Below are 25,188 nucleotides of genomic sequence, written 5' to 3'. Positions count from 1 at the left end.
TCCGAGGCGCCGGTGCCCGGTGCGGCTGCGGTAGACGGGCCGGTTTGGGGCTCCTCAGGTCGGGAACGGTGCACCACCGCGCCGCCGGTCACACCGGACTCGCCCTTCCCGGCAGAGGAGAACGACCGTGGAGCTGACCGTCTCCGGCATCCTCACCACACTGCTCGTCGGTCTGATCGTCGGTGCGCTGGGCCGTCTGGTTGTGCCGGGGCGGCAGGATATGCCCGGCTGGCTGCACCTCCTGATCGGTGTCGGTGCCGCGTTGCTCGGGGCGATCGTCGCCCGATCCGTCGGCTTCGCCGATGCCGACGGATTCGACTGGCGTGAGCTGCTGCTCCAGGTCACTTTCGCCGCTGTCGCGGTGGCCGTGGTGGCGCGCGTGGGCGGGCGCCGTGGCAGTGCCCACCGGTGATCCGGTGTCCTGCGGGAGTCCGCTGACTGGCGCCCCTGCCGTAACGGAATTTTTCCTACCATGCGGCGCAGAAGCTCTGCGCCGGCCGTGCGAGGGGGAAACGGCGTGAACAGGTGGAAGCGGTTGGCCCCGGTCACCGCCGTTGTGGCTTCGGCCGCGATGGTGCTGTCGGCTTGTGTGGGCTCGGACGCGGCAGCCGACCGGAGCGAGCTGGCATTCTGGATGATGGGCGAGGGTAGCGAGGCGCCGAAGAAGGTCCAGGCGGCGCGTGCCGGTGGCGAGGGTTCGGGCGTCGGTCTCGTTCCAGCCAGCAGCGGCTGGCGGAGCCACCGTGTGCACGGTAAGGCCGCCATGGCCTTCGCCGGCAGTTGGCAGGTCCAGGGCTGACAGCCGGCATCGACTGGCTGGCTTCTCGAGCCAGATCAGCTGGCTAGTCGGTTGACCTCAGGAAGCGTCGAGGACCTCGGCAACCACCTGGGTCGGGTTCTGCTTGCCGGCTACCGGGTCCCAGACGCCCTTCTCCGCAGTCCACTGTAGCCCTTGGAAGCGGACCAGTTGGACTCCGTTGTCCTGGGCGTGTGACACCAGCCAGTGCGCGTACCGCCAGCCGCCCTGCTCGTCGTCCACGGTCACGGTCAGCCGGTCCGGGCCGGCTGCCGCGGCTTCGGGGGCGAGCCCCCAGTCCAGGGCGAGCCCCTGGGTCAGTGCCGCGGTCGCCGCGGCGCCGCGGCGCTCTGAATTGTCGCTGACGGCGCAGGCCACCGCCCCGCTGGTCTGACCGAGCAGAGCCCGGCTCAGCACCTCCGACTCGTCCGCCCACTTCTGGTACGCCTCCGGAAAGGCCGACCGCTGCACCGTCTGGGCGGCATCGGTGACCCGCATCTCTTCCCAGTCGCGCACCTTCGCCAGCGCAGCGTAGAAGGTGTTCGTGGCGTAACGCGGGTCCCGGATCTCGGCCGGCGAGCCCCAGCCCTGGCTGGGCCGTTGCTGGAACAGGCCCACCGAGTCTCGGTCGCCGCCGGCCAGGTTGCGCAGCCCCGATTCCTGGTATGCGGTCGCCAGCGCCACCACGACCGCGCGTTCCGGCATACCGCGCTGCGCACCGATAGCCGCGATCGTCGCTGCATTGGCCATCTGGCCGGCATCCAGCTCGACCTGGCCGGCTGCCTGAACCGTGCAGCTCCGCCCGGCGAACGGGAACCGAAGCCCGCCCGCGATGTGCTGGAAGGCGACGAAGAGCCCGACCATCGCGACGAGCACGAGGACGACACCAGTCGCCACGACTGCCCGAGTCCGCACCTGCACCCCCTGTTTCGACGAGTCCGACAAGCGTAAGCCCCGTGTGACCGGTGGGCCGCCGGCCAGCCCGGGCGGTGCCGCCCGAGGCGCTCGGTCGGTTCGGCTGACGGTGCGTCGAGCCGGCGGTTGGCGCCAGCGACTTCCCGTGCCGAGCCGGCCAGAAACCCGGGCCTACTCGCCCGGTACCCAGCTCGCTGGCCGCTTCTCCCGGAATGCGGTCACGCCCTCCCGGCCCTCCACGGAGAGGAAGTAGTCGGTGGAGAGCGCTGCCAGACTAGCGAGCTCGCCCCGCAGGTCGTCCACCGTGGGGCGGCGGAGCAGCTGCTTGGCCCCCGCCAGCGCGCCGGGTGCGCCCCGGACCAGCGAGTCGCAGTAGCGGGCCACGGCGGCGTCCAGCTCTGCCAGCGGCACCGCCGCGGTGACCAGACCGACGTCGGCGGCCCGTTGCCCGTCGAAGGTGTCACCGGTCAGATACAGCTCGGCCGCGGCGCGGGGCCGCAGCCGGGGCAGGACGGTCGCCGAGATCACCGCTGGGATGACCCCGATCCGTACCTCGGTGAACGCAAACGTCGCCTCCTGGGCGCAGACCGCCAGGTCGGCCGCGGCGATCAGGCCCAGTCCGCCGGCCCGTGCCGGCCCGGCGACCCGCGCCACCACCGGCTTCGGGCACTCCCAGACGGCGGCGAGCACGTCACCGAGCATCCCGGCCGGCACCGTCCCGCTGGCGTACGCGGCGGCGGTCTCCTTCAGGTCGGCACCGGAGCAGAAGACCGGTCCGGAGTGGTCCAGCACGACCGCGCGTACGGTGTCGTCGGCGACCGCCGTGGCGAGCCCGTCGAGCAGCTGGGTCATCAGCGGAGTGGAGAGCGCGTTGCGGTTGTGCGGGCTGTCCAGGGTGAGGGTGGTCACCCCGCCGGCCGTGACGGTTCGCACCAGCGCGTCGGGAGAGGTCATGCCGGGCACACTAGTGGCCATGCCCGGTCTCCTACCAGCAGGCGAGACCATCCCCGTGGATGGATCGCTGCCCACAGCCGCCCTGACCTCGGTGGGAGCGCGGGGGTTCGGCGTGTACGTACACGTCCCCTTCTGCGCCAGCCGATGTGGGTACTGCGATTTCAATACCTACACGGCGGCGGAGCTGGGTGGTGGCGCCAGCCGGGAGGAGTACGCCGACACCGTCCTCGCCGAACTCGCGTTGGCTGCCCGGGTGCTGGGCGAGAACCGCCCGTCCCGGGTCGACACGGTCTTCGTCGGCGGCGGCACCCCCACTCTGCTGCCCGCCGCGGACCTCGCGCGAATTCTCGACGCGATCGACCGCACCTGGGGACTGGCCACCGACGCGGAGGTCACCACGGAGGCCAACCCGGAGTCGGTCACCCCGCGATCCCTCGCCGCACTGCGGGCCGCCGGCTACACGAGGATTTCGCTGGGGATGCAGTCCGCGTCGCCCGGGGTGCTCGCGATCCTGGACCGGCGGCACAGCGCCGGCCGGGCCATCGCCGCCGCCGGGGAGGCCCGGGAGGCCGGGTTCGACCACGTCAACCTGGACCTGATCTACGGGACGCCGGGGGAGAGTGCGGCCGACTTCGCCGCCTCGCTCGACGAGGTGGTCGCCGCGGGGGTGGACCACGTCAGCGCATACTCCCTGATCGTGGAGGAGGGGACCCGGCTCGCGGCCCAGGTGCGGCGGGGTGAGGTGGCGCAGCCCTGTGACGACGTCGCCGCGGACCGCTACCTGGCCGCGGAGGCGGCCCTCGATGCGGCCGGCTTCTCCTGGTACGAGGTCTCCAACTGGTCGCGGACGCCGGCTGCCCGGTGCCGGCACAACCTCTTGTACTGGACTGGCGGCAACTGGTGGGGTCTCGGCCCGGGGGCGCACAGCCACGTCGGTGGGGTGCGCTGGTGGAATGTCAAACACCCCACGGCGTACGCGCAACGGCTCGCGGCGGGGGCGTCGCCGGGCTTGGCCCGGGAAGTGTTGACCGCCGACGAGGCGTACCTGGAGGACGTCATGCTGCGTCTCCGGCTCGCCGCAGGCCTGCCGCTGGACGTGCTGGACCCCGTCGGCCGTGCCGGTGCCGATCGGGCCCGGGCGGCAGGTCTGCTGGCCGAGGCGGCGTACGGCGACGGTCGGGCGGTGTTGACCCTGCGCGGTCGGCTGCTCGCTGACGCGGTGGTGCGGGACCTGCTCGGCTGATCGGCGACTTCCGGTCCTCGCCGACCGGTGGCCACGAACCACCCGAAATGTCGGTCTTGAAGTCAGTATGGGCGGGTCGGACGGATTGATCGGTGCGTGCGTGGACCGCGACGGCGGTGGGACCTGGCAGCAGCGGAGCCGACCGGCCGGAACCCGGTCAGTCGGGATCCGGCCAGTCGGGATTCACTTGATGAGGGTGGCCGACATCGGGTAGCGGTACTCCCGGCCCTCATTCGCCCGTAGGGCGGCGATGACGCCGAACACGATCTGGATCACCACGACGGCGATGCTCGGCAGGAACAGCAGGCACCAGCCCACGAAGAGCAGGATGAAGGCGATCAAGGACCAGGTGATCTGGAAGTTGAGCGCCGCCTGGGCGTGCGCGCGGACGGTCGGTGACTGGTTGCCGCGGGCCAGGTAGACGACCAGCGGGGCGACGAACCCAAGCAGACCAAAGCTGATCAGTGCGCCGAGTGCGCCGCCGAGGTGCGCGACGAGGAGCCACATCCGGTCCTCGCTGTTCACGTAGCCGCCGGGTGGGCCGTACCCACCGCCGGGTGGGTAGCCGCCAGCGCCGGGTGGGTAGCCCCCGGGCGGGGGCGTACCGCCGTGGGGTGGGTAGCTGCCCGGTGACGGAAAGCTACCTGGGCTGGGTGCCCCGGACAACGGGGTGGTGGGGTCGTCGGGGCCCGGGCTGGGTGGCCCAGGCTCTCCGCCAATGGGCGGGCGAGGTGGTTCCGTCATGGGGCCACCGTAGGTGCGGCGGACAACGAGCCCAGCGCGCCGCCGCCCTGGTTGTCCGGATGATTACTTTATTCCGGTCCCGTCGGGCCGGGTAGGAGGCCCAGCGGCGTCATTCGACGACGGTAGTCGATCTTTGTTGATCATCGCGTTGGCGGGCGTGCCGACGTAGACTGGCACTCGCTAGAGTCGAGTGCCAGGAAACGCCTCGGTGGCCGACGCGCTACAGCAGGAGGGGGGAAGGATGGGTCTCGACGACCGCAAACTCGCGGTGCTGCGCGCGATCGTCGAGGACTACGTCGCCACGCAGGAGCCCGTCGGCAGCAAGACGTTGGTCGAACGGCACCAACTCGGGGTCTCCCCAGCGACCGTCCGCAACGACATGGCGGTGCTGGAGGAGGAGGGCTACATCCAGCAGCCGCACACCAGCGCGGGCCGGGTGCCCACCGATCGTGGCTATCGTCTCTTCGTGGACCGGCTGTCCCGGGTGAAGCCGCTGACCCCAGCCGAGCGCCGGGCGATCGAGCGCTTCCTGGTCGGCGCGGTTGACCTCGACGACGTGGTGCACCGCACAGTCCGGCTGTTGGCCCAGCTGACCCGGCAGGTCGCCGTCGTGCAGTACCCGTCGCTGGCCCGATCCTCGGTCCGGCACCTGGAGCTGGTGCCGATCTCCACCACCCGGCTGATGCTTGTCATGATCGTCGACACCGGTCGGGTCGAGCAGCGGCTCGTCGAGCTACCCGGGCCGATACTCCCGGACGACGTGATCGATCTGCGTCAGCTGGTCAACGAGAAGCTGGTCGGTACCCGGCTCGCCGACACACCGCCGCTGGTGCAGGCGTTGGTTGACGAGGTGACCGGGGTGCTGCGTCCGGCCATGACCACCCTCTCCACCGTCCTGCTGGAGACGCTGGTCGAGCGGCACGAGGAGCGCATCGCCCTCGCCGGCACCGCCAATCTCACCCGCGGTGGCCTGCTCGACTTCCAGGGGTCGTTGCGCCCCATCCTGGAGGCGCTGGAGGAGGAGGTGGTGCTCCTCAAACTCATCGGGGAGGTCGAGCCGAGCGCGATGCGCGTCCGGATCGGCGACGAGAACGAAATCGACAATCTCCGCGCCACCTCCGTGGTGAGTACCGGTTACGGACCAGGGGTGACCATTCTGGGTGGCCTCGGAGTGGTCGGGCCGACTCGGATGGATTACCCCAGCACCATCGCCACGGTTCGGGCCGTGGCACGCTACGTGGGCGACCTGCTGGCCCAGAACTAGGCATTACCGTCCGGCCGGATCGGGCCGGCGGTCGGCGCAAGGCGAGACGAACATGAGGACACCGAACGCAGTGGCCAAGGACTACTACGGCATCCTCGGCGTGAGCCGGGAAGCCTCCGACGACGAGATCAAGCGCGCCTACCGCAAGCTCGCGCGCCAGTACCACCCGGACGTGAATCCGGACGTGGAGGCGCAAGAGAAGTTCAAGGACATCAACGCCGCGTACGAGGTCCTCTCCGACGACCGGAAGCGACAGATCGTTGACCTCGGTGGCGACCCCCTCGCCCCGGGTGGCGGGGGCGGCGGTCCGGGTGGACCGGGCGAGGCCGGTCCATTCGTCGGGTTCCAGGACATCATGGACGCCTTCTTCGGGGGCGCCGCCGGTGGCGGGGGGCGGGGGCCGCGCCCCCGAACCCGGCCGGGTTCCGACGCGATCCTGCGCCTCGAACTGGACCTGCCCGAGACCGCGTTCGGCGTGGAGGCACCGATCACGGTCGACACGGCCGTGCTCTGCACCACCTGCTCCGGTGCGGGCGCTGCTGCCGGCACCCACCCGGAGAACTGCGAGGCGTGCGGCGGGCGGGGCGAGGTGCAGTCGGTGCAGCGTACCTTCCTCGGGCAGGTCGTCTCGGCCCGGCCGTGTACCGTCTGCCAGGGCTATGGCACCACGATCCCGAACCCCTGTCCCACCTGCGCCGGTGACGGCCGGGTGCGTACCCGCCGTTCGCTGACCGTGAAGATTCCCGCCGGGGTTGAGGACGGGATGCGGATTCGGCTGGCCCAGCAGGGCGAGGTGGGCCCCGGCGGTGGTACCGCTGGTGACCTCTATGTGGAGATCCACGAACGCCCGCACGATGTCTTCTCCCGCAAGGGCGACGATCTGCACTGCCGGGTGGCTGTCCCGATGACGACGGCGGCGCTCGGCACCCGTTTGACCATCAAGACGTTGGACAGCGAGGAGCCGGTTGACGTCAAGCCCGGCACCCAGCCCGGCAGCATGCTGCGGCTCCGCGCCCGCGGCGTGCCGCACCTGCGCGGGACCGGCCGGGGTGACCTGTTTGTTCATCTGGACGTGCGGACGCCGACCAAGCTGGACGCCGATCAGGAACAGATGCTGCGCGAGTTCGCCCAGACCCGGGGCGAGGAGGTCGCCGAGCTGACCAAGCAGGGCGGCTTCTTCTCTCGGATGCGCGACGCCTTCAACGGCCACGCCTGACACCGAGGTCCCGGTGTCCCAGGCCAGCGGCCCGGGACACCGGGACGGTCGCTAGCCTGGCACCGTGTCCGCGCCGCTGTTCCTGGTCGAATCGTTGCCCACCGCCGAGACGGCCACCCTGAACGGGCCGGAGGGCCATCACGCCGCGACCGTGCAGCGGTTGCGGGCGGGTGAGGAACTGCTGCTCGCTGACGGCTGCGGCGGCACCGCCGTCGCCGTGGTCACGGCGGTGGGCAAGGGTGCGCTGGAGCTTCGGATCACCTCCCGGGACCACGTGGACGCCCCCGCCCACCGGCTCGTCGTCGTTCAGGGGCTGGCCAAGGGGGAGCGGGGTGAGCTGGCCGTGCAGGCGATGACCGAGGTCGGGGTGGACACGATCGTTCCCTGGACGGCCGGGCGCTCGGTCACCCAGTGGCGGGGCGATCGGGGGGTACGTGCCCGGGGGAAGTGGGTCGCCACCGCGCGGGAGGCCGCGAAGCAAGCCCGCCGGGCCTGGCTGCCGGTGGTGGCCGGCGCACCGGCCGAGGACACCTCCGCGGTGGCCCGCCGGATCGCCCAGGCTGCGGCGGCGTTCGTCCTGCACGAGCAGGCGGGGGAACGTCTGGTCACCGCGGAGCTGCCCGACCGCGGCGAGATCGTGCTGGTGGTCGGACCCGAGGGGGGTGTTGCCCCGGGCGAGCTGGCCGCCTTCGCCGAGGCCGGAGCTCGGACGGTGCGCCTGGGCTCGTCGGTGCTGCGTACCTCCACCGCCGGGGTGGCGGCGCTTTCGGTGCTCGCCGCCCGTCTTGGCCGCTGGTAGCGCAGGTTCTTCCGCTCCGGGCGGCGGTGACTGGAGTCCTTCCTTACACTGCCCCGGTGAGCACAACTGACTGTCTGTTCTGCCGGATCGTCGCCGGTGAGATTCCTGCCACTGTCGTCCGGCAAACCGGGACGACCCTCGCGTTCCGTGACATCGATCCGAAGGCTCCGGTGCACGTGCTGGTGATCCCGAAGGAGCACTACGCCGACGTGGCCACCCTGGCGGAGGGGGACCCGGGGCTCGCCGCTGAGGTGCTCGCCACCGCCGCCGCGGTGGCCGAGGAGGAGGGTCTGCTCGGCGACGGGTTCCGGCTGCTCTTCAACACCGGGGCGTACGGCGGCCAGGAGGTCTTCCACGTCCACGCACACCTGGTCGGTGGTGCGCCGCTCGGGCCGATGCTGACCGGTAACCTCACCTGACGGTGGTGGGGAGCGGCCGGCCGGTGCCGGGCAGGGGAATTGGGCAAGGTGCCCCGGCGGTTGAACCGATACGATGGGGGCAACGCCCAGCACGCCGCGGCGACCGGCCCGGCGCCGAGATCGAGAGCAGGTGGCTCAGGGTCACTCGACCCAACCTATGACCAGCACCCCACCGCCCGGCCCGCCCCGGGTGCAGACCAGGATTACCGTCCCGGAACCGAAGATCATGGTGAATCTCCTCGGTGCGGGGGACGAGATCCTGCGACTGGTCGAGCGCTCCGTGAACAGTGATGTGCATGTTCGGGGTAACGAGATCACGATCACCGGCGCACCCGCGGACAACGCTCTCGCCGAGCGGCTCTTCGGCGAACTGATCGAACTCATCGAGAAAGGTGAGACGCTGACCACCGACGCCGTCCGGCGCACCGTTGGCATGCTCGAGCAGGGCAGCGCCGAGCGGCCCGCCGATGTCCTGACGCTCAACATCCTCTCCCGGCGTGGTCGCACCATCCGCCCCAAGACGCTCGGGCAGAAGCGTTACGTCGACGCGATCGACGCGCACACCATCGTCTTCGGCATCGGCCCGGCTGGCACCGGCAAGACCTACCTGGCGATGGCGAAGGCGGTCCAGACGCTGCAGGCCAAGCAGGTCAACCGGATCATCCTCACCCGGCCGGCGGTCGAGGCGGGCGAGCGGCTGGGCTTCCTGCCCGGCACGCTGAACGAGAAGATCGACCCGTATCTGCGACCGTTGTACGACGCGCTGCACGACATGCTCGACCCGGAGTCGATTCCGAAGCTGATGGCGGCGGGCACGATCGAGGTGGCGCCGCTGGCGTACATGCGGGGTCGGACGCTCAACGACGCGTTCATCATCCTGGACGAGGCGCAGAACACCACGCCCGAGCAGATGAAGATGTTTCTCACCCGGCTCGGCTTCGGTTCCAGGATCGTTGTCACCGGCGACGTCACCCAGGTGGACCTCCCCGGCGGAACGACCAGCGGCCTGCGGGTCGTCCGGGAGATCCTCACCGATGTGGCGGACGTGCACTTCGCCCAGCTCTCCAGCTCGGACGTGGTCCGGCACCGGCTGGTCGGGGAGATCGTTGACGCGTACGCCCGCTGGGACGTGGAGCGGGAAAATCAGCAGGCGAAGAGCGTGCCGGCGGTGCCCGGGCGGCCCACCCAGGGCGGCCGCGCCGGCCGGCGTCGCTAACAGAGCGAAGGAAGACAGTGTCCATCGAGATTGCCAACGAGTCCGGGGCCGACGTCGACACCGACGCGGTGCTCGCCGTTGCCCGGCACGCCCTCGACGAAATGGGGGTCAATCAGCTCGCCGAGCTGTCCGTGCTGCTTGTCGATATCGACTACATGGCCGAGTTGAACCACCGCTGGATGGGCGGGGACGGCCCCACCGATGTCCTCGCCTTCCCGATGGACGAGGGCAGCGTTGACCACGGTCCGGGGGAGAACGCCGCCGCCGGCGCCGAGCCGGCGTTGCTCGGTGACATCGTGCTCTGCCCCGAGGTGGCCGCGAAGCAGGCGGTCACCGCAGGTCACTCCACCGCCGACGAGCTGCATCTACTCACCGTGCACGGGGTGCTGCACCTGCTCGGCTACGACCACGCGGAGCCGGAGGAGGAACGGGAGATGTTCGCCCTCCAAGCCCGGCTGCTGGCGAGTTGGCGGTCGACCCGGTCACGATGATGGCCTCTCTTGCCGCTGCGACGGCCGGCGCTGCCGGCCTCCCCGACGTGCAACTGGTCTTCCTCGCGGCCGGGCTGGTGGTCCTCGCCGGCCTGATTGGGATGACCGAGGCGGCGCTCGCCGCCGTCTCTCCGGCCCGCGCGGCCGAGTTGGTCCGCGACGGAGCCCGGGGTGCCCGAGCGTTACAGTCCGTCGCCGGTGATGTCGTCCGGCACCTCAACCTACTGCTGCTGTTGCGGCTGCTCGCCGAGCTGAGCGCGACCACCCTGGTGGCTCTGGTCGCGGTCGACTCGCTCGGCGCGGGCTGGCGGGCCGCGGTGGTCACGGCCGGGGCGATGACCGTGGTCAGCTTCGTGGTGGTCGGCGTCGGGCCGCGCACCATCGGGCGTCAGCACGCCTATGCGGTGGGGCGTGGGGTGGCGCCGCTGGTGCGTTGGCTGGGTCGGGCCCTCAACCCCCTCGCCTCTCTGTTGATCCTGATCGGTAATGCGGTCACGCCGGGGCGCGGCTTCCGGGAGGGTCCGTTCGCCACCCAGGTGGAGTTGCGCGAGCTGGTCGACCTGGCCGAGCAGCGCGGCGTGGTGGAGCATGGCGAGCGGCAGATGATCCATTCCGTCTTCGCGCTCGGTGACACCATCGTCCGCGAGGTGATGGTGCCGCGCACCGAGATGGTCTGGATCGAGCGCCACAAGATGCTCTCCCAGGCCCTGGCGCTCTTTCTGCGTTCCGGCTTCTCCCGCATCCCGGTCATCGGCGAGAGCGTCGACGATGTGCTCGGCGTGCTCTACCTGAAAGATCTGATTCGGCGTACGCAGGGCGGCGCCCCGGAGGACCGGCGTCTCCAGGTAGCCGAGTTGATGCGCCCGGCCACCTTCGTGCCGGAGTCCAAGCCGGTTGACGACCTTCTCTCGGAGATGCAGGCTGCCCGGAACCACCTGGTGATCGTCGTTGACGAGTACGGCGGGACGGGCGGCCTGGTCACCATCGAGGACATCCTGGAGGAGATCGTCGGCGAGATAACCGACGAGTACGATGTTGAGCGTCCGCCGGTCGAGCACCTCGACGACGACGCGGTGCGGGTCACCGCGCGGCTACCCGTGGAGGACCTCGGCGAGTTGTTCGACACCGAGCTGCCCAGCGATGAGGTGGAGACGGTGGGCGGCCTGCTCGCGCAGTCCCTGGGCCGGGTTCCGATCCCCGGCGCCCAGGTTGAGGTGGCCGGTCTACGGCTGCTCGCGGAGGGCACCACCGGGCGGCGCAACCGGATCGACACGGTCCTGGTGCGCCGGGTGGAGCCGGCCGACCAACAGCACGATCCGGGGCGCGGCGACACCGCCGACGTCCCGGGCGACACCGACCAAGCCGAGGAGAGGCAGCCCGCCGATGCCTGAGTCACCCGCCGTACCGATCACCGGGTCCACCCCGGTGGAGCTGACCGCCGAGGACGCCAAGCTGGTCGTCCTGGCTCGGGGGGCGCGGGGCCGCGTTGGTGCCGTCGAGGGTGCCGCCGTCCGGGACCAGGACGGCCGGACGTACGCCGCCGCGAGCGTCTCGCTGCCCTCGCTGGCGTTGACCGCACTGCAGCTCGCGGTGGGCTCGGCGGCGGCGGCTGGCTGTACCCGGCTGGAAGCCGCGGCGGTGGTGACCGAGGCGTCAACGCTGGACGGTGCGGGCCACGCGGCAGTCCGTGACCTTGCCGCAGACGCCCCGATCCACGTGGCGGCCCCGGATGGCACGCTCCTCGGGACGGTGGCCGAGTGACGTCCGAGAACCTTCGGCAGCCGTACCGGGCGGGCTTTGGCTGCTTTGTGGGGCGGCCAAACGCTGGCAAGTCGACGCTGACCAACGCGATCGTCGGGCAGAAGATCGCCATCACGTCGAGCAAGCCGCAGACAACCCGGCACGTCATCCGGGCGGTGCTGCACCGGCCCGACTCGCAGCTCGTGCTGGTCGACACGCCGGGGCTGCACCGGCCCCGGACGCTACTCGGCGAGCGCCTCAACGATCTGGTGCGGCAGACGTGGAGCGAGGTTGACGTGATCGGCCTCTGCGTCCCGGCGGACGAGCCGATCGGCCGGGGTGACCGCTTCATCTCCGGTGAGCTGGCCGAGCTGAATGCGACCGTGCTCGCCGTGGTCACCAAGACTGACCTGGTCGACCGCGAGCAGCTGGCCAAGCAGTTGGTCGCGGTGAGTGAACTGGCGGACTTCGCGGAAGTCGTGCCGGTCAGCGCGGTCTCGGGGCACCAGGTCGACACGCTGGTGGACGTGATGACCCGCTACCTGCCGGAGTCACCGCAGCTCTACCCGGACGACATGCTCACCGAAGAACCGGAGCAGGTGCTGGTCGCCGAGCTGATCCGGGAGGCGGCGCTGGAGGGTGTGCGCGACGAGCTCCCTCACTCCATCGCCGTGGTGGTGGAGGAGATGATCCCCGAGGAACGGGTCATGAAGATCTACGCCGACGTGTACGTCGAGCGGCCGAGCCAGAAGGCGATCGTGATCGGGCACCGGGCCAGCCGGCTCCGGGACGTCGGCATCCGGGCGCGGCGGCAGATCGAGGAGCTGCTCGGCACCCGGGTCTACCTCGACCTGCACGTCCGGGTGGCGAAGGACTGGCAGCGGGACCCGAAGCAGCTCCGTAAGCTCGGCTTCTAGCCGCAACGCCCGGCTTGCAGCCGGCCGTTCCAGGTGACTTGTCGGCTTCGTCGAGTTGATGAGGAAATTCACTTTTTCCTCTGGCGGGCTCGCGCTTTTCAGGTCACCAGCGGAAGGTAGGGGACTGTGTTTCCCTCCCCTCACCGGAAATAGTAGCAAGCTGATGCGAAATCGTTACCTAGACCTGCTGCGTGCCCTCGCTGTCGTACGGGTCGTGGTCTACCACGTAACCGGGTGGGCCGCCATGACGCTGGTCTTTCCCGCGATGTCGGTGATGTTCGCGCTGGCCGGATCGCTGATGGCGGCGTCCCTGCATCGGTTTGGGACGGCGGCGGTCGGTCGTCGGCTGCGGCGGTTGCTGCCGTCGCTCTGGATGCTCGCCGCGATCTTCGTGCCGGCCATGCTGCTCACCGGGCTGCCGCTCACTCCCAAGGTCCTGCTCTGGCTCTTCCCGGTGTCCGACCCACCGGCAAACCACTGGGGCGCTCTGGCGTTGAGCCCGATCTGGTACCTGCGCAACTACCTCTGGTTTGTGCTTGTCTCGCCGCTGGCGTGGTGGTTGTTCCGCCGGGCCCCGCTGCCCACCCTGCTTGTCCCGTACGCGCTGACCGCAGCGATCGAACTGGGGCTGTACCCGAATCCACCGATGGTGGTGCAGCAGTTCGGCCTGTACCTCGGGGCGTGGATGTTGGGCTTCGCCCACCAGGAGGGGATGCTGCGCCGGCTCGCCAATCGAGTCCTGTGGCCGACCGCGATCGCCCTGGTCGCCCTCGGCGGCTGGTGGAACCTGACCCAGCCCGGGACAAAGGGGCTCGACCTCAACGGCAATCCGCTCGCCAACGCCCTCTGGTCGGCCGGTGTCATTCTGGTCGTGCTCGGGCGGGAGCCGGCCAAAACGGCGTGGATCGACCGCAACGCGCTCGTCAGTCGGTTGGTCACTCTGATCAACCGGCGCGCACTCACCGTGTACCTGTGGCACATGGCCTTCGTGGTCGCGCTCACCCCGCTGGTGGACGTGGTCGGTTGGTCGCACCAGAATCTACTCGGCCTGGCTATCCGGGTTGTGCTGGTCTTCGCCCTGCTCGGGGTCGTCATCATGCTCGTCGGCTGGGTTGAGGACATCGCGGCTCGGCGTCGGCCCGAGTTGATCCCCGGTTTCGGGCGAAGAGCGGCATCCGCGCCCGAGGCGGCAGCGGAGCAACCCGCGTCCGGTTCGGCGGGGCAGGTCGGGACGGTGCGCAAGCAGCCGGTGGTGCCGACGCCCCGGTCGGCGGAGAACGAGCGCGTGCAGGCTGGGAGCGTGGACAGCAACGCGCGGTGACCATCCGGGTGCCGCCGCCACCCCGCGCCGACCTCGATCTGTCACCCTGAGGGAGAATGCTCCGATGGCCGGGTACCGCCGACAGCTCTACCGCGACGACGCGGTGGTGCTGCGCGTGCAGAAGCTCGGCGAGTCGGACCGCATCATCACCCTGCTCACCCGCCGGCACGGGCGGCTGCGTGCGGTGGCCCGCGGAGTGCGCCGGACCACCAGCAGGTTCGGAGCCCGGCTGGAGCCCTTCGGCCACGTCGACCTGCAACTCGCCGGCGACCCGAAGGGCCACCAGGGAAGCTCGTTGCACACGGTCAGCCAGGTCGAGGGCATCGACCTGTACGGCAAGCGCCTCCTCGGTGACTACCCCCGTTACACGGCGGCGAGTGCGGTCTGCGAGACCGCGGAACGGCTCACCCCGGTAGAGCGGGAACCGTCGCTACGGTTGTTCCAACTCACCCTGGGGGCGCTGCGTGCGCTGGCCAGCGGGGAGCACGCCGCGACCCTGGTGCTGGACGCGTATCTGCTGCGCGGCATGGCCCTCGCCGGGTGGGCGCCGGCGCTGGCCGGCTGCGCGGTCTGCGGCACGCCGGGGCGGCACCGGGCCTTCTCCGTCCCGGCCGGCGGTGCCGTCTGCCTGGACTGTCGGCCGCCCGGCGCGGCCCACCCCGCACCGGCCACCATTGACCTGATGACCGCGCTCACCAGCGGCGACTGGCGGGTTGCTGACGCCGCCGGGAACGGTGTTCGCCGGGAGTGCAGCGGGCTGGTCGCGGCGCACCTGCAGTGGCATCTGGAGCGCGCGCTACGCTCGCTGCCGCTGGTGGACCGGGGCGTTGTTTCGGCCGCCGGCGCGGTCGGGACGCCGGCCGGCGGAGTCGGGCCGGCGGCGCCCGGCGTGGACAGGGAGTAGACCGAGTGATCCGATCGACCAGGCGACGCGGCCGCGCGCCGGCGCCACCCACCCCTCATCCGTCCGGCGCCCGGCCACCAGCGCTGCCCGCCGAGGCGTTGCCGCGGCACGTCGCGGTGGTGATGGACGGCAACGGCCGGTGGGCCAAGGAGCGCGGGCTCCCGCGTACAAAAGGGCACGAGGCGGGAGAGTTCTCCCTCTTCGACGCCATCGAGGGCGCGATCGAGTTGGGTATCCCGTACTTGTCGGCGTACGCGTTCTCGACGGAGAACTGGCGGCGCTCGCCAGACGAGGTGCGCTTCCTGATGGGCTTCAACCGGGACGTGATCCGTCGCCGTCGTGACCAACTCGTCGACCTGGGCGTACGGGTCGTCTGGTCGGGCCGGTCCGGGCGACTGTGGAAGAGCGTCATCTCCGAGCTGCAGGCGGCCGAGGAACTGTCCCAGGGCAACTCGACGCTTACCCTACAGTTCTGCGTCAACTATGGCGGGCAGGCCGAGATCGCCGACGCCGCCGCCGCGATCGCCCGGGAGGTCGCGGCCGGCCGGCTCGACCCGGCCAAGGTCACCGAGAAGACTCTGGCCCGCTACCTCTACCACCCGGAGGTCCCCGACGTGGATCTCTTCCTGCGCCCCTCCGGAGAGCAACGCACCTCGAACTTCCTGCTCTGGCAGAGCGCCTACGCCGAAATGGTCTTCCTGGACACGCTCTGGCCGGACTTTGACCGCCGCCACCTCTGGTACGCCTGCGAGCTCTACGCCCAGCGGGACCGCCGGTTCGGCGGGGCGCTGCCGAACCCGGTGGCGCCTACCACCTGACCCCGGTATCCGGGGTCAGGCTTCGACCTCACTACGGTCACCGGCCCAGAGCGTGTGGAAGGAGCCGTCGCGGTCAACTCGGCGGTAGGTGTGTGCGCCGAAGTTGTCCCGCAGACCCTGGATCAGGGCTGCCGGTAGACGGTTCGCGCGCAGGGCGTCGAAGTAGGACAGGGACGAGGCGAACGCGGGGGTGGGCACACCGGCGTGGGCAGCCTCGGCGACCACCCGCCGCCACCCCGACAATCCGGCGCGTACGGCATCGGCGAACCACGGCGCCACCAGGAGCGTGGGCAGATCGGGCTGGTCGTCGTACGCCTGCCGGATCCGGTCGAGGAAGTTCGCCCGGATGATGCATCCGCCCCGCCAGATCGTGGCGGTGCCGCCCAGGTCGATGTCCCAGTCGTACTCTTGGCTGCCGGCCCGAATGTGGTCGAAGCCCTGTGCGTACGCGACGATCTTGCTGGCCAGCAGCGCGCGTCGAACGTCCTCCACGAAGGCGCCCCGATCCTCGACCCGCCAGGTCGGTTCCGTGCCGGCGAACGCGCGGCGGGTGGCCGCTCGCTGGCCGGCGTGCCCGGAGAGGGAACGCGCGAACGTCGCCTCGGCGATGCCGGTGATCGGGATGCCCAGGTCCAGGGCGTTCTGCACGGTCCAGCGTCCGGTGCCCTTCTGCTCCGCCTGGTCGAGCACGATGTCCACGAAGGCCTGCCCGGTGCTGGCGTCGGTGTGTCCGAGCACCTCAGCGGTGATCTCGATGAGGAACGACTCGAGCTCGCCGGAGTTCCACTCCCGGAAGATCTCCGCCAGCTCGGCCGGGGTCGCCTCCAGCCCGGCCCGCAGGAGGTCGTACGCCTCGGCGATGAGCTGCATGTCGGCGTACTCGATGCCGTTGTGGACCATCTTGACGAAGTGGCCGGCTCCGTCCGGCCCGATATGACGGCAGCAGGGCTCCCCGTCCACCTGCGCCGCGATCTGTTCGAAGATCGGCCCCAGCTTCTGGTAAGACTCGTCCGAGCCGCCCGGCATGATGCTCGGCCCCCACAGCGCGCCTTCCTCGCCACCGGAGACACCGGTGCCAACGAAGTGCAACCCCTGCTTGCGCAGCGCCTCCTCGCGCCGCCGGGTGTCGGCGAAGTGGGCGTTGCCGCAGTCGACGATGATGTCGCCGGCATCGAGCAGCGGCACCAACTCGTCAATAACGGCGTCGGTCGGCGCACCGGCCTTGACCATCGTGATAACCGCCCGCGGGCGCTCCAGCGCGGCGACGAAGTCGGCCAGCGAGTCGGTGGGGACGAACCGTCCCTCCGCACCGTGCTCGGCGATCAGCCGGCGGGTCCGTTCCGGGGAGCGGTTGTGCACCGCCACGACGAAGCCGTTGCGGGCCAGGTTCCGGGCGAGGTTGCGCCCCATCACCGCCAGCCCGGTAACGCCGATCTGTGCCTGCCCGTTCATCCGTGCCACCTCCGCCTCGATCTCCGTCTGTGACCGTATCGCGCTCCACGTCCCGGGGGCCCACTGACCGACAGTCGCCCCCCACCTCGTGGTGGTGTGCGCTTCGGCGGGTCAGCCGATGAGGGGTCGGAACGTGCCGGTGGCGATGCTGACCGCGAGCGCGGCGCCGGCCAGCACCGCCGCGCCCGCGATCAGGAGACCGTCGGCGCGGCCGAAGTGTTGGCGGCGGGCCACCGACCGGGGTGTCATGGCGTCGAAGCCACGCGCGTCCATCGCCACCGCGAGTCGGGTCCCGCGGCGGATCGCGCCGACCAGCAGCGTGAACGCCGTGGACCCGAAGAGCCGCAGTCGGGCCAGCGGGTTCCGGCCGGCGTCAACGCCTCGGGCCCGCCGGGCCATGCTGATCATTTGCCATTCCTGAGCGAGCAGCGGCACCAGCCGGAAAGCCGCCAGTGCCCCGTAGGCGAACCGGGCGGGCAGCTTGGCGTTCTGCACCAGCGCGTCGGCCAGATCGGTCGGGTCGGTGGTCGCAACCACGATCACTCCCGGCAGGGCCACCGCGAACATGCGTAGCACCAGACCGAGCGCGGTGATCAGCACGCCGGAGGTGATCAGGAACGGGCCGGCCTCGACGAGGATCCGCCCGGAGCGTTCGGCGGCGAAGAGCACCAGGGTCACGAGGATGCCGACCGCGCTGACCAGCAGCGGCAGGGCCCGCCGGGCGAGCACTCGTAGCCGTACGCCGAACAGCGGTAGCAGGGCCAGCTCGACGGCGATGGCGATGGCCGGCGCCACCGGGTCGAGGGTGGCGATCAGGATGATCGAGCAGAGCAGCGCCGCCGCCAGCTTCGCCACCGGGTTGCGCCGGGCCAGCGGGGCGTCCGGTCGGGCCACCGGTTCGAGGTTCATGGGGTGCTGCCCGGATGTTCGAGCCCTACCTGACGGTCGGCCAGCGCGGCGATGAACTCCGTGTCGTGGGTCACTGTGACCAGACCGTGCCCGTTGTCGCGCAGCTCGGCGAAGAGCTCCACCAGCTCCCGCCAGGTCCGTCGGTCCTGGCCGAAGGTGGGCTCGTCGCAGACGAGCAGGCGGGGCGCGGTGGCCAGGGCCGTCGCCACGCTCAGCCGCCGCGCCTCGCCACCGGAGAGGGTGTACGGGTTGGCCTCGGCGAGCGCCGCCAGGCGGAGCCGGTCGAGCAGCGCGTCCACGGTGGTGCGGACCTGCGCCTCGGTTCGGCCGGTGCGGCGTGGGCCCAGCGCCAGCTCGTCGGCGACGGTGGCGGTGACGAACTGGTGTTCCGGGTCCTGGAAGACCGAACCGATCCGGCCCACCAGCGCCGGTGCCCGCCATCGGTGCGGCGGGGTGCGGGCGTCGCCGCCGGCCAGCTCTGCCGTTGCGGTGACCCGGCCCGCCGCCGGTGCGAGCAGCCCACCCAGCAGGAGGGCCAGGGTGGACTTCCCGGCGCCGTTGGGTCCGTGGACGGCGAGCGCCTCGCCGGCCCGCACGGTGAGGGAGACGGTGGCCAGCCGGGGCGGCAGGGCGAGTTCGTCGGCGGCGAGCAACTCCGACCCGGCGGCGGTGGTGGCCCGCCGCCGTGGCGCCGGATGACCCGGCACCCAGACCCCCTCGGCGGCGAGCGCCTCGCCGTGCGCGGCGAAGACTGCCTGCGGGGTGCCGTCGGCCTGGACGCCGCCGCCGGGTGCCAGCACGACCACCCGGTCAACCAGCGGCAGCGCCTCGGCGAGCCGGTGCTCGACGAGGAGCAGGGTGGTGTCGGTGTCGAGCGCCGTGGCGACCGCGTCGCGGATCAGCGCCGCACCGGCCGGGTCCAGGTTGGCGGTCGGCTCGTCGAGCAGCAGCAGGCTCGGGCGGAGCGCGAGCACCCCGGCGAGGGCGAGCCGCTGCTGTTCGCCCCCGGAGAGGGCAGCGGTCGGTCGGTCCCGGCCGTAGCGGAAGCCAACCCGATGCAGTGCCTCGTCCACCCGCGGCCAGATCTGCTCGGCGGGTAGCCCGCGGTTTTCGGGGCCGAAGGCGACGTCGTCGCCGCAGCGCGCCATCACCAGCTGGGTCTCCGGGTCCTGGAAGAGCAGGCCGACCTCTTCTCGGGCCGTGCGCGGATCCCGGCCGTCGATCTCGACGGTGCCTTCCTGTTCGCCGGAGTCCTCGGGTAGCAGCCCGGCCAGCGCGGCGAGCAGGGTGCTCTTACCCGCCCCGGAGGCCCCCAGCAGGAGGACCCGTTCGCCGTGCTCGATCCGTAGGTCGAGCCCGCGTACGGCCCACCGTTTCCGCCCCGCGTGCCGCCACCCGAAGCCCCGCAACCGGACTGCGCTCACCGGCCGCCGTCCCGGAGCCGCGTGCGGGGTTTGTCCACGCCGAGCCGGGTGCTGCGCGCACACTCGAGCGCGGTCTGTGGCACCGACCTCTCGATCGACACGGTGCTCAGATGGTGGTTCGTTCGCGGCCGGCGGGGAACCGGTCCAGCACGCCCGTCTTGGCCAGGGCGCGGGTCAGGCTCCAGGCGCCGACTCCGGCGATGGCGGTGGCACTGGCGATCGTCAGCAGCGCGTACGGGATCCGGTAGCTGCCCAGCGCGTATTCGCCGTTCCAGACGAAGAAGTCGAAGACGGCCGCGCCGAGACCGGTCAGGGCACCCGCGAGCAGCGCCGTGGGCCGCCGGAAGGAGCGGTAGCGGAAGGCCGCGAAGGCCAGTTCGGCGCCGATTCCCTGGGACAGGCCCTGGAGGATGGTGATGCTGCCCCACTCGGAGCCGAGCAGCACGGACACCACCGCGGCCACCGTCTCGCAGAACAGCGCCGCGCCGGGGCGGCGGATCACCAGGCCGCCGAGTACCGCCGGGATCAGCCAGACGCCGTACATGATGGCCTGTGTCGCCGGGAGGAAGGCGAACGCCGGGGTGACGACGTTCCAGAGCAGTCCCCATGCCCAGAAGATGACGCCGAAGGTGACGGCGATGACGGCGGCGACCACGACATCGACGGTGCGCCAGCGGTTGGTCGTTACGGTGGTTTTGCTCATCTGTCTTCCCTGTCTGCTCCGGGGAACAGGAGGGGGCACGTCCACGTCCGGTGGGCCGGACGACGGCACGACTGGAAGCCGACCGAACTCCCTGCGCTGGCATTACCCAGATCAGGTTCGAGGGTCTGTGGGACTTTGCCCACACTCTCAGCGCTGTGCGCTCCCCTGTCGGAGGTGAAAATGTGCGACCGACGCTAGCACCTCCGAAGATCCTTCAACAAAGGGACATCGGTACGGTCCGACAGGGGTTCCTCCGGCGAACTCCGAGTAGGCTGCCGATCATGCGCATCGATGTCCGAGGTTTCGCCTTCGATCTCCACGTCGGTGGCCCGGCGGCCGGCCCGCCGGTGCTCCTGCTGCACGGCTTCCCCCAGCACAGTGGGGTATGGGCCGACGTGGTGCCACTCCTGCACGCCGCCGGGTTGCGCACATACGCACTCGATCAGCGCGGCTATTCGCCCGGCGCCCGTCCGGCGGCGGTTTCCGCGTACCGCCTCGGTGAGCTGGTCGGCGACGCGGTGGCGGTGCTGGAGCGTCTCGGCATCGCCACCGCGCACGTGGTCGGGCATGACTGGGGCGCGGCTGTCGGCTGGGCCATCGCTGCTGAGCATCCGGCCCGGGTGCGGTCCCTGACCGCGGTCTCCGTGCCGCACCCGGGGGCCTTGGCCCACGCCCTCATCACCGACCGGTCGCAGCGGGCCCGCTCGGCGTACATGCGGCTGTTCCGGCGGGAAGGCACGGCGGAGGCGGTGCTGCTGGCGCTGCGGGCGACCGGGCTGCGCCGGATGCTGGCCGGAGCCGGCGACGCCGAGCGGGTGGCCGCGTACGTCGAGCGGATGCGCGCGCCGGGCGCGTTGAGCGCCGCCCTGAACTGGTACCGGGCGATGTCCCGCGGTGACCTGGCGGCCGTCGGGCCGGTGCCGGTGCCGACGACGTACGTCTGGAGTGACCGGGACGTCGCGATTGGCCGTACCGCCGCCGAGGCCTGCGCCGCCCACGTGACCGGTGACTACCGCTTCGTCGAGCTGACCGGGGTGAGTCACTGGATTCCGGACCGGGCACCAGCGCCGCTCGCCGACGCGATCGTGGCACGGGTTCGCGACCCGAGGTGAGTTCTCAGCTGGGGGCGGCGGTCTGCTCGCTGGCGTGGCTGACCGCGTCCGCCACGATGTGTGCGACGTGTTCGTCAACCAGCGTGTAGGCGATCTCTCGCCCACGTCGGGAGCCCCGCACCACCCCGGCGCCGCGGAGCACCCGCAGGTGCTGGGAAACCAGTGGCTGCGCGGCACCGAGCTGGTTGACCAGCTCGTGTACGCACCGTTCGCCCTCGGCGAGTTGGCTGACAATGGCCAGCCGGATCGGGGCAGAGAGGGCACGCAGCAGCTCGCTCGCACCCTCGAAGGCGTCGTAGCCGGAACCGCTGCTCACCGGCTAACGGTAACCAATCCACAGGTCGTGCCGTTGGTCAGGACCGACTCAGCACCACCTCGTGCGGCTCCACGGCCGGCACATCAGCCGTAATGACCCGCCGTCGTCGTAGCCTCCGCCAGCCCGCGCCACCGAGCGCCACCACCGCGAACGCGGCGATCGCCATCAGCACCACCGACGCGCCGGGGGCGGTGTCGGCGTTGGCCGCCACGTACACGCCCGACCCGGCGGCGAAGAGGCCGAGCGCCATGGCGGCCGTCATCGTGCTCCGGAAGCCGCGGGTGACCTGCTGGGCGGCGGCGACCGGCACCACCATCAGTGCGCTGATCAGCAGGACGCCGACGGCACGCATCGCGATCGTGACGGTGACCGCCGTGGCGACCGCGAGGAGCAGGTTGAGGGCTTGGACGGGCAGCCCGGAGACCCGGGCGTACTCCTCGTCGTGGCAGATGGCGAAGAGCGCCGGGCGTAGCGCCAGCATCGTGACCAGGATCGCCGCACCGAGCACCGCGATCGTGGTCAGGTCGGTGGGGGTAATGGTGGAGAGCGAGCCGAAGAGGTACGCGTTGAGGCTCGTGCTGGTGCTGTCGGAGAGCCCGACGAGCATCACGCCGCCGGCGATGCCCCCGTAGAAGAGCAGGGCGAGCGCCAGGTCACCGGAGGTGCGACCGCGGGCCCGAACCAACTCGACGGTGATTGCGCCGAGGCTGGCCACGATCACCGCCACCAGAACCGGGGAGCGGTTGAGCAGCAGGCCGGCGCCGACGCCGGTGAGCGCCATGTGCCCGACGCCGTCACCGATCAGTGCCAGCCGCCGCTGCACCAGGTAGATGCCGAGCGCCGGGGCGGCCAGGCCGATGACCAGCGCGCCGACCAGCGCACGTTGCATGTACGGGTACTGGAAGAGTTCCATGTCACGCGCTCCAGAGACCAGCAGGCTCGATGGGACCGTGCGGATGCACGTGGTCGTGGGCGGGGTCGGCGTGGTGGCCGGCCGGCTCGGGCACCGGGCCGTCGTGAGCGATTCCACCGCCGTGCACGACAACGGCTCGGGAGATCAGCGGCCGCAGCGGCCCCAACTCGTGTGCGACCAGCAGGACGGTGCCGCCGTTGGCGACGAATTCCTGGAGTGCTCCGGCGAACGCCTCCTGGCTCGCCGCGTCCACGCCAGCGGTCGGCTCGTCGAGGATCAGCAGCTCCGGCTCGCCGGCCAGGGCCCGGGCGATGAGGACGCGCTGCTGCTGGCCGCCGGAGAGGGTGGAGACCGGGTCACCGGTCCGGTCGGCGAGACCGACCGCCGCCAGCGCGGTCGCCACCGCCTTCCGGTCCGCGCGGCCGGGTGGCCGCAGGATGCCGCGGCGGGCCAGTCGGCCCGCCGCGACCACCTCGCGGACGGAGGCGGGTACGCCGCCGCCGGCGCCGAGGCGTTGTGGGACGTACCCGATGCGGTGCCACTGACGGAATCGCCGCGCCGGCTGGTCGAAGAGTTCGACCGAGCCGGAGCTGAGTGGGACGAGCCCGAGCACGGACCGGATCAGGGTGGACTTGCCGGAGCCGTTGGCGCCGAGAACGGCCACCACCTCACCGGCGGTCACCGTCAGCGAGACGTCTCGCAGGACGGCCCGGCCTTCATAGCCGATCGCCGCCCGCGTGACGGTGATGACGGGTGTGCTCACGCGCAGTCCAGTGCGGTTTGTAGCGCCGCGAGGTTGGCACGCATCACCGAGAAGTAGTCCCCGTCGTTGTCGGCGGCGAATCCCTCGAGCGGGTCGAGCACCGCGGTCTCGGCCCCGACCTGGGACGCGATGGTCTCGGCGACCTTCGGGCTGACCAGCGTCTCGAAGAAGATCGTGGTGGCCTGGTGCTCCTTCGCCTCCTCGATGACCTCGGCCAGCCGCTGCGGTGACGGCTCGTGCTCCGGGCTCAGCCCGGAGATGCCGATCTGCTCCAGCTGGTAACGCGTGGTCAGGTAGCCGAAGGCGGTGTGGCTGACGACGATCTCCCGTCGCTGGCAGGTCTCCAAACCGGCGGTGAACTCCGCGTCGAGCTGCTCCAGCTTGCCGCGGAGGTCTTTCGCGCGGGCGGTGTAGTCGGTGGCGTGCTCGGGGTCGGCCTGGGCGAGCCGGTCGGCGAGCTGGTCGCCGACGGTGGCGAGCCGGGTGGGGTCCAGCCACAGATGCGGGTCCTTGCTGCCGGGCTCCGCCTCGTGGTCCGGCTCCGCCGGCGTCTCGGCGCCACCCTCGTCCTCGTGCCCGTGCTCGTCCTCGTCCTCGTGTCCGGCTTCGCCCTCGTGTCCGGCTTCGCCCTCGTGCCCGTGCTCGTCCTCGTGTCCGGCTTCGCCCTCGTGCCCGTGGTCGTGGTCGTGCCCGTCTCCGATGGCGTCGAGCAGCGGCTCGACAGTGGCGACGTCGAACGCCCGGTCGGTCGAGTTCTGCTGCACGGCCTCGTCGACCTGCGGTTGGAAGCCCTTGATGTAGACGATCAGCTCCGCCCCGGCCACGTCACCGACCTGGCTCGGAGTCAGCTCGACGCTGTGCGGCTCGGCTCCGGGCTTGACCAGGTTGCTGACAGTGACCGCGTCACCGCCAACCTGCTGGGCCAGGAACTGGAGTGGATAGAAGGAGGTGACGACGTCAACCCGCTGCGGGTCGGCATCGGAAGGCTCGTCACTGGAGCAGGCGGCGGCGCCGAGGGTAAGCAGGGCAGCGGAGGTGGCGGCCAGGGCGCGTGGAACACGGCGGTTGTTCATACAGGCAACTGTCCGCAACAACGACAATGATTGTCAAAAACGCATGAGTGCATGTCAGAAGAGCTTGACCAGCCCGGCTGTGACCAGCAGCGTCAGCACCAAAAGCCGGACCACCCGCAGTCGCGGCGACTGACTCGCCCCCGTCGTGACCACCAGCGCGGCCACGACCGCCGCGAGGGCGAGGGTGAGTAGCCCACCGAGCACCCCCGGAGTAAAGAGAGCGACCAGTATCACCACCAGGGTGACCAGGAAGACTGCCGTCGGGTTCGCCCGGGCCAACCGGCTCGCTATCCGGAGCTGCGTACGCTGCATCCCACAGACTCTACGAGGAGGTAGCCGGTGTTGGTCACCAATCGGTTCGTGGTCGAGGCCGATGTCGTCGGCGACTTCACCGCGCGGGCGCACGCCGCGCTCGCGGCCCTCGCGGCCCGCCCCGGATACCTGCGCGGACAACTCATCCGCGCGCTGGACGACCCGCGCCACTGGTGCCTGCTCACCGAGTGGGAGTCGGTCGGCACGTACCGGCGAGCGCTCGGCGGCTTCGACGTCAAGGTCACCGCGGTTCCGCTGCTCGCCGAATCGGTCGACGAGCCGTCGGCCTACGAGGCCCTCGCCACCGCTGCGCCCGGTGCCGACGTGGTGGTGACGGCGAGCGATCGGGCCGCCGATCCGTACCGGTGAGCGATACCCACTACATTGATCCCATGACCGCTCCCGGACCGGCCGCTTCCTCGCCGCACCCGTCGGTGCCCGGCCCGCCAGACGG

At 70.9% G+C, this 25,188-nt stretch carries 29 protein-coding genes and 1 riboswitch; of the genes, 17 read left to right on the top strand and 12 right to left on the bottom strand.

Translation table 11 applies throughout. The features are described from left to right. Positions 1-127: 127 nt before the first annotated feature. Together STROP_RS17375 and STROP_RS25825 are read left to right on the top strand one after the other, a co-directional pair. Complete coding sequence (locus STROP_RS17375) at positions 128-412, top strand: GlsB/YeaQ/YmgE family stress response membrane protein (RefSeq protein WP_012014667.1); 285 nt, start codon at positions 128-130, stop codon at positions 410-412. A gap of 105 nt (positions 413-517) precedes the next feature. Then, positions 518-799 carry a hypothetical protein gene (locus STROP_RS25825; RefSeq protein WP_020678976.1) on the top strand — a complete coding sequence of 94 codons (282 nt, stop codon included), beginning with the start codon at positions 518-520 and terminating at the stop codon, positions 797-799. A 57-nt stretch (positions 800-856) separates the two neighbouring features. Here the strand turns inward: STROP_RS25825 and STROP_RS17365 are convergent, their stop codons facing one another. After that, a complete protein-coding gene (locus STROP_RS17365; protein ID WP_018831705.1) occupies positions 857-1,717 on the bottom strand; it encodes a hypothetical protein in 861 nt (286 codons plus the stop codon). Between the two features lie 165 nt (positions 1,718-1,882). Further along, complete coding sequence (locus STROP_RS17360; RefSeq protein ID WP_012014665.1) at positions 1,883-2,665, bottom strand: enoyl-CoA hydratase-related protein; 783 nt, start codon at positions 2,663-2,665, stop codon at positions 1,883-1,885. A gap of 19 nt (positions 2,666-2,684) precedes the next feature. On the opposite strand from STROP_RS17360, the gene hemW reads away from it, so the two are divergent. Next, on the top strand, positions 2,685-3,908 hold the full coding sequence (gene hemW / locus STROP_RS17355) for a radical SAM family heme chaperone HemW (protein WP_012014664.1): 1,224 nt from the start codon (positions 2,685-2,687) through the stop codon (positions 3,906-3,908). Positions 3,909-4,091: 183 nt separating this feature from the next. Here the strand turns inward: hemW and STROP_RS25820 are convergent, their stop codons facing one another. Next, the gene (locus tag STROP_RS25820) at positions 4,092-4,652 is read right to left on the bottom strand and encodes a DUF4870 domain-containing protein (RefSeq protein WP_238380243.1); all 561 of its coding nucleotides are present in this window, start codon (positions 4,650-4,652) and stop codon (positions 4,092-4,094) included. A gap of 241 nt (positions 4,653-4,893) precedes the next feature. Between STROP_RS25820 and hrcA the strand changes: the two genes are divergently transcribed. The 12 genes from hrcA to STROP_RS17290 all read left to right on the top strand — a co-directional run bounded on the left by hrcA (position 4,894) and on the right by STROP_RS17290 (position 15,757). Beyond that, positions 4,894-5,916, top strand: coding sequence for a heat-inducible transcriptional repressor HrcA (hrcA, locus tag STROP_RS17345; RefSeq protein ID WP_026275483.1), 1,023 nt, complete (start codon positions 4,894-4,896; stop codon positions 5,914-5,916). Positions 5,917-5,986: 70 nt separating this feature from the next. Beyond that, positions 5,987-7,132, top strand: a complete 1,146-nt coding sequence (dnaJ, locus tag STROP_RS17340) for a molecular chaperone DnaJ (protein ID WP_012014661.1) — start codon at positions 5,987-5,989, stop codon at positions 7,130-7,132. Positions 7,133-7,196: 64 nt separating this feature from the next. Continuing rightward, positions 7,197-7,931 (top strand): 16S rRNA (uracil(1498)-N(3))-methyltransferase, encoded by a 735-nt coding sequence (locus STROP_RS17335; protein ID WP_012014660.1) that lies wholly within the window; start codon positions 7,197-7,199, stop codon positions 7,929-7,931. Positions 7,932-7,987: 56 nt separating this feature from the next. Beyond that, positions 7,988-8,350: a histidine triad nucleotide-binding protein gene (locus STROP_RS17330; protein WP_018831709.1), complete on the top strand. Its 363-nt coding sequence runs from the start codon at positions 7,988-7,990 to the stop codon at positions 8,348-8,350. Between the two features lie 157 nt (positions 8,351-8,507). Then, positions 8,508-9,566: a PhoH family protein gene (locus STROP_RS17325; RefSeq protein ID WP_026275934.1), complete on the top strand. Its 1,059-nt coding sequence runs from the start codon at positions 8,508-8,510 to the stop codon at positions 9,564-9,566. A gap of 17 nt (positions 9,567-9,583) precedes the next feature. Beyond that, positions 9,584-10,057, top strand: a complete 474-nt coding sequence (gene ybeY, locus STROP_RS17320; RefSeq protein ID WP_012014658.1) for an rRNA maturation RNase YbeY — start codon at positions 9,584-9,586, stop codon at positions 10,055-10,057. Further along, positions 10,033-11,448: a hemolysin family protein gene (locus STROP_RS17315; protein WP_085981792.1), complete on the top strand. Its 1,416-nt coding sequence runs from the start codon at positions 10,033-10,035 to the stop codon at positions 11,446-11,448. Before ybeY ends, STROP_RS17315 begins: the two co-directional genes overlap by 25 nt. After that, on the top strand, positions 11,441-11,818 hold the full coding sequence (locus STROP_RS17310; protein ID WP_012014656.1) for a cytidine/deoxycytidylate deaminase family protein: 378 nt from the start codon (positions 11,441-11,443) through the stop codon (positions 11,816-11,818). The genes STROP_RS17315 and STROP_RS17310 overlap by 8 nt, the downstream gene beginning before the upstream one ends. Beyond that, positions 11,815-12,714 (top strand): GTPase Era, encoded by a 900-nt coding sequence (gene era, locus STROP_RS17305; protein WP_012014655.1) that lies wholly within the window; start codon positions 11,815-11,817, stop codon positions 12,712-12,714. Before STROP_RS17310 ends, era begins: the two co-directional genes overlap by 4 nt. A gap of 163 nt (positions 12,715-12,877) precedes the next feature. Beyond that, complete coding sequence (locus STROP_RS17300) at positions 12,878-14,035, top strand: acyltransferase family protein (RefSeq protein WP_026275485.1); 1,158 nt, start codon at positions 12,878-12,880, stop codon at positions 14,033-14,035. A 64-nt stretch (positions 14,036-14,099) separates the two neighbouring features. After that, complete coding sequence (gene recO, locus STROP_RS17295; RefSeq protein WP_012014653.1) at positions 14,100-14,939, top strand: DNA repair protein RecO; 840 nt, start codon at positions 14,100-14,102, stop codon at positions 14,937-14,939. Between the two features lie 5 nt (positions 14,940-14,944). Further along, on the top strand, positions 14,945-15,757 hold the full coding sequence (locus STROP_RS17290; RefSeq protein ID WP_012014652.1) for an isoprenyl transferase: 813 nt from the start codon (positions 14,945-14,947) through the stop codon (positions 15,755-15,757). A 15-nt stretch (positions 15,758-15,772) separates the two neighbouring features. On the opposite strand, the gene gndA is transcribed toward STROP_RS17290, so the two are convergent. The 4 genes from gndA to STROP_RS17270 form a co-directional block, all read right to left on the bottom strand. After that, positions 15,773-17,209: an NADP-dependent phosphogluconate dehydrogenase gene (gene gndA, locus STROP_RS17285; protein ID WP_012014651.1), complete on the bottom strand. Its 1,437-nt coding sequence runs from the start codon at positions 17,207-17,209 to the stop codon at positions 15,773-15,775. A gap of 111 nt (positions 17,210-17,320) precedes the next feature. After that, complete coding sequence (locus STROP_RS17280; protein ID WP_012014650.1) at positions 17,321-18,118, bottom strand: energy-coupling factor transporter transmembrane component T family protein; 798 nt, start codon at positions 18,116-18,118, stop codon at positions 17,321-17,323. After that, a complete protein-coding gene (locus tag STROP_RS17275) occupies positions 18,115-19,542 on the bottom strand; it encodes an ABC transporter ATP-binding protein (protein ID WP_012014649.1) in 1,428 nt (475 codons plus the stop codon). Before STROP_RS17275 ends, STROP_RS17280 begins: the two co-directional genes overlap by 4 nt. A 106-nt stretch (positions 19,543-19,648) precedes the next feature. Continuing rightward, complete coding sequence (locus tag STROP_RS17270; protein WP_012014648.1) at positions 19,649-20,245, bottom strand: ECF transporter S component; 597 nt, start codon at positions 20,243-20,245, stop codon at positions 19,649-19,651. Between the two features lie 70 nt (positions 20,246-20,315). Next, positions 20,316-20,422: riboswitch (TPP riboswitch) on the bottom strand. Positions 20,423-20,526: 104 nt separating this feature from the next. On the opposite strand from STROP_RS17270, the gene STROP_RS17265 reads away from it, so the two are divergent. Next, positions 20,527-21,357 (top strand): alpha/beta fold hydrolase, encoded by an 831-nt coding sequence (locus STROP_RS17265; protein ID WP_043535452.1) that lies wholly within the window; start codon positions 20,527-20,529, stop codon positions 21,355-21,357. A gap of 4 nt (positions 21,358-21,361) precedes the next feature. On the opposite strand, the gene STROP_RS17260 is transcribed toward STROP_RS17265, so the two are convergent. Genes STROP_RS17260 through STROP_RS17240 form a run of 5 tightly spaced genes read right to left on the bottom strand, consistent with a single transcriptional unit; the run spans position 21,362 to position 24,734 of the window. Further along, complete coding sequence (locus tag STROP_RS17260) at positions 21,362-21,673, bottom strand: ArsR/SmtB family transcription factor (RefSeq protein ID WP_012014646.1); 312 nt, start codon at positions 21,671-21,673, stop codon at positions 21,362-21,364. A 37-nt stretch (positions 21,674-21,710) separates the two neighbouring features. Continuing rightward, complete coding sequence (locus tag STROP_RS17255; protein ID WP_012014645.1) at positions 21,711-22,586, bottom strand: metal ABC transporter permease; 876 nt, start codon at positions 22,584-22,586, stop codon at positions 21,711-21,713. A 1-nt stretch (position 22,587) separates the two neighbouring features. Continuing rightward, positions 22,588-23,349, bottom strand: a complete 762-nt coding sequence (locus tag STROP_RS17250; RefSeq protein ID WP_012014644.1) for a metal ABC transporter ATP-binding protein — start codon at positions 23,347-23,349, stop codon at positions 22,588-22,590. Then, positions 23,346-24,422, bottom strand: a complete 1,077-nt coding sequence (locus STROP_RS17245) for a metal ABC transporter substrate-binding protein (RefSeq protein WP_012014643.1) — start codon at positions 24,420-24,422, stop codon at positions 23,346-23,348. The genes STROP_RS17250 and STROP_RS17245 overlap by 4 nt, the downstream gene beginning before the upstream one ends. Before the next feature lie 54 nt (positions 24,423-24,476). Then, positions 24,477-24,734, bottom strand: coding sequence for a hypothetical protein (locus STROP_RS17240; protein ID WP_012014642.1), 258 nt, complete (start codon positions 24,732-24,734; stop codon positions 24,477-24,479). Between the two features lie 27 nt (positions 24,735-24,761). Between STROP_RS17240 and STROP_RS17235 the strand changes: the two genes are divergently transcribed. Continuing rightward, positions 24,762-25,103 carry an antibiotic biosynthesis monooxygenase family protein gene (locus STROP_RS17235; protein ID WP_012014641.1) on the top strand — a complete coding sequence of 114 codons (342 nt, stop codon included), beginning with the start codon at positions 24,762-24,764 and terminating at the stop codon, positions 25,101-25,103. The last annotated feature ends 85 nt before the right edge of the window (positions 25,104-25,188 follow it).

This window comes from Salinispora tropica CNB-440, from assembly GCF_000016425.1.
In the GTDB taxonomy this organism is placed as follows: domain Bacteria; phylum Actinomycetota; class Actinomycetes; order Mycobacteriales; family Micromonosporaceae; genus Micromonospora; species Micromonospora tropica.
The sequence above is the reverse complement of the archived record's forward strand: the minus strand, read 5'-3'. Positions and strand labels throughout refer to the sequence as shown.